This is a genomic window from Tunicatimonas sp., assembly GCF_049647865.1.
GTDB lineage: Bacteria > Bacteroidota > Bacteroidia > Cytophagales > Cyclobacteriaceae > Tunicatimonas.
Genome location: NZ_JBARYM010000574.1, coordinates 1 through 3,343 on the forward strand (window position 1 = coordinate 1; position 3,343 = coordinate 3,343).

At 47.7% G+C, this 3,343-nt stretch carries 5 protein-coding genes; all 5 read left to right on the top strand.

All coding sequences use genetic code 11. The annotated features are described in order from the left end of the window. The first annotated feature begins 76 nt into the window (after positions 1 to 76). Positions 77 to 373, top strand: coding sequence for a hypothetical protein (locus tag WBA23_RS16955; RefSeq protein WP_424583473.1), 297 nt, complete (start codon positions 77 to 79; stop codon positions 371 to 373). Continuing rightward, positions 370 to 705: a hypothetical protein gene (locus tag WBA23_RS16960; RefSeq protein WP_424583474.1), complete on the top strand. Its 336-nt coding sequence runs from the start codon at positions 370 to 372 to the stop codon at positions 703 to 705. The genes WBA23_RS16955 and WBA23_RS16960 overlap by 4 nt, the downstream gene beginning before the upstream one ends. 128 nt (positions 706 to 833) lie before the next feature. Next, complete coding sequence (locus WBA23_RS16965) at positions 834 to 1,871, top strand: site-specific integrase (protein ID WP_424583475.1); 1,038 nt, start codon at positions 834 to 836, stop codon at positions 1,869 to 1,871. Positions 1,872 to 2,084: 213 nt separating this feature from the next. After that, positions 2,085 to 2,456, top strand: coding sequence for an antitoxin Xre/MbcA/ParS toxin-binding domain-containing protein (locus WBA23_RS16970; protein ID WP_424583476.1), 372 nt, complete (start codon positions 2,085 to 2,087; stop codon positions 2,454 to 2,456). Between the two features lie 16 nt (positions 2,457 to 2,472). Further along, complete coding sequence (locus tag WBA23_RS16975) at positions 2,473 to 2,967, top strand: RES family NAD+ phosphorylase (RefSeq protein ID WP_424583477.1); 495 nt, start codon at positions 2,473 to 2,475, stop codon at positions 2,965 to 2,967. Positions 2,968 to 3,343 lie beyond the last annotated feature (376 nt).

The window sequence follows — 3,343 nt, forward strand, 5'->3', positions numbered from 1 at the left end:
GATGTACCCCTCGGCAGACGTTCAGTGTCGTACAATAAAAACAGAAGTTCTCTAATCAATCCTACAGGTTATCTAAATGAATGAATTACTAAACAACCTGGCTGCTTCACTATGGATGAAGCCAGGGCAGGAATCCGATATTCTGTCACGCGAAGCCTTTCGCAGGCGTAGTCCAACGGGTCTCACAATTGCCCTGGATACGCTGGTCGCTGAGGGTATGATCTATCGGCGGGGAACTACGTACTACTGTTATAAGAAAACAGCGATCCAGTTAAACCGGCAGGAAGGTTATGGGCTGGATTTGAAGGAAGCAGCGAAGCCCTCGGAATTTCGCCGGGCCTTCCAGCAGGTTATGAAACCCTATAGTAAATGAATCTATTTGATTACCATACGGAGATTGGGCATGGTCATCGCTTACCCCGGCAGCTCTACCACGAAGAATATGCCCGTTTGGGTGAATGGCTGTTTTGGTTTGTCAATCAGCAGGGCGACCTCGTGGATACGGAAGGGCAGTATGTTTATCAGATGGCGGAATATCTAGATCAGAAACAAGCAGTAGAAGGACGGGCGTTGCACTGTGGATGGTTACGCTTTGCCGATAAAGCAACCTTAGCCCATTTTAGTGTGCATCCACACCGGGTTTACGATTGCTATTCCCCCGTGCGTGATGATCCGGATAGTTGGGAAATACCGCTAGAAGAATGAAGGCTCTTGGAGGAAAGTCCCTAGCGAATTGTGGTGAACGCATTCATTATTTTTTAGGTCATTACATTAATGACAAGCCCCCTTCAGTCCAACCAATAGATAGTATCAGCCAACTAAAACCCTAGTCCATGGTGGCTGAGCGAGCATCATCCAATACCTCAAAACTACCAACGGTCACTTCCTCGGAAGTGCCTGGCCAGGTCAGTGCCTCTGCGGCCCGCTACTTGAAGCTCGGTTTAGAAAAAGCACCCAATACCGTGCGGGCCTATAAAGCCGACCTGGACTGCTATACCGCTTGGTGCGATCGGCGGGGGCTCTCCCCCTTTCCAACCCCAGTGGATCAGCTGGTGAACTATCTATCGGATATCGCCCAGCACTACAAGGTGGCAACCCTGGGGCGCCGTCTGGCCATGCTTTCCTCTTTTCATGAGCTGCAAGGCTGGGAGAGCCCGACCGGGGATCGGCTCGTCCGGATCGCCATGGACGGGATCAAACGGGAAAAAGGGATTCGGCAGCACGAAGCCCCGGCATTTACCAAAGCGATGTTAGAAAAGGTAATTCTTCCGCTGGATGAGTCAGTGAATGCTGCCCTGCGGGACAAAGTGGTCTTATTATTAGGGTTTACCGGGGCCTTCCGTAGAGGAGAGCTCGCCGAACTGAACGTGGCCGATCTGCATGAAGACGAAGATGGGTTTTTAGTAGATATCCGGAAGAGCAAGACCGATCAGTTGGGCGGTGGAATGGTTAAAGCGATCTTTTATGCAGCCAATCCGCTACTGTGCCCGGTGCGGACATTGAAGCGGTACCTGGAACGGGTGTATCCTAGCAGTGAGCCAGTGGTTGGTAGTGAAGAAGCAGGTAAAACAGAAGAGGAATATAGTACTTTATCGATCCGGCCTCTACTACTTCGGATGCGGAAGGGCGATAAGTTTGGAGATAGTCGGCTCACGGATCAGAGTATCAACCTGATTGTCCAGAAGCATTTGGGGAAGCGGTATTCAGCCCACTCCCTGCGAGCCAGCTTTGTAACGGTAGCCAAACGCAACGGAGCCAGCAACTCCGAGATTATGGCCCAGACCTTTCATAAAACCGAAGCGATGATCCGGCGCTATACCCGCTTTGAGGATGCCCGTACCCATAATGCGGGGACCAAATTGGGGCTTTGACGGACTTGCACTAACGACGTAGTCCATGGATGGTACCTTGCCCCCCCGATCGTTTGACGCACCTTCTCACGTAGAGAAAGAATAGATCGGATGGATAAGCGTAACACTTCACGTTACGTATAAAACTTTTTTCCTCCAGTTAGCTAACTTTTTGTTGATTGACCCGTAAAGTAAACATCGGTATATTTACATATACTACTTAGTAATTTTACAATGAACGCATTACTATCTAAAGTCCAGGAAGGAGTGAGTATTGCTGAAGTAGCTCAGTTTCAGCAGCAGTATTCTTTGACGCAGCAGCAGATGAGTTTTTTACTCAATCTCAGTCACAAAGGGTATTACAACCTACTTCACCGGCCCTCGGGCCGCCTCGGTATCCCCAATAGCGGAAAATTTTTAAAGTTGCAACAGGTTTTCCAGGAAGGTGAAGATGCCCTGATGAGCCGTGAGGCTTTTTTAGAATGGTTGAATCAACCGCATTGGTACTTTGATCATCATACACCCTTCGAGATGCTGGACAATCCGATTGGTGCAGATGCCATTTTGGAGGAACTGGGCCGAACGAAGTACGGGATTTTGTCTTGAGCAACGTAGAAAATCTGTGACCGCTATTCAACGTGCTGTTTTCCGAATTGGCAATCCTAATTATATATATGACCTGACCGGGCAAGGAGCCCGCATGTACGCGGGTCGGTGGCATCCCAAAGGCACCCCTGTACTGTATACTGCAGAAACAGCTTCTTTATGCATCCTGGAGTATCTGGGACATATTACCCCCATTCAAGCCAGGGTTCCTTATATATTGCTGGAGATTATCTTGGACGATTCCCAAATTACGCAGGTTGAAGAAGTTTCAGCCGACCTACCGGCAGACTGGTTTAGCGATGAGAGCTTGGAACTCACCCGTCAGATTGGTAAGGATTGGGCAATCAAGCAGCATTCTGCTGTATTGCAAGTACCTAGCGTACATTCTCCCTATGAACATAATTTTCTAATCAACCCAGCCCACCCTGCGTTATCCATTCAGGTTAGTAAGCAAAAGTGGTATCTGTATGATCGGAGATTTCTACGAACAACACCCCTAGCGACGAAATGATAATTGAGAAAGTTTACTTAACATAACCACACTTAGATAACATAAATTCAAGTCCTAAAAAGTGTCCACAGGGGTTGTCAGAATCACTCTAAATCAATCCCTTATGAAAAACAATGTAAAGAACCATTATCGATCTTGCTTACGGCGTAAAGTCGCTCAGGAAGTCATAATCAACTTATTGACTGAACAACAAGCTGCGGATAAGTACAACGTATCCTGTATCTTAGTAAGACAATGGATTCGTTGGTACAAGAGAAACTATGTCGAACCACATCTTACTTCTATGAAATCCAAAAAGCAAATGTCCGACCAAGAACGGGTCAAACAGCTAGAAAAACAGCTTAAGAGTACTCAGAAAGCCCTTAGAGAGGTTGAA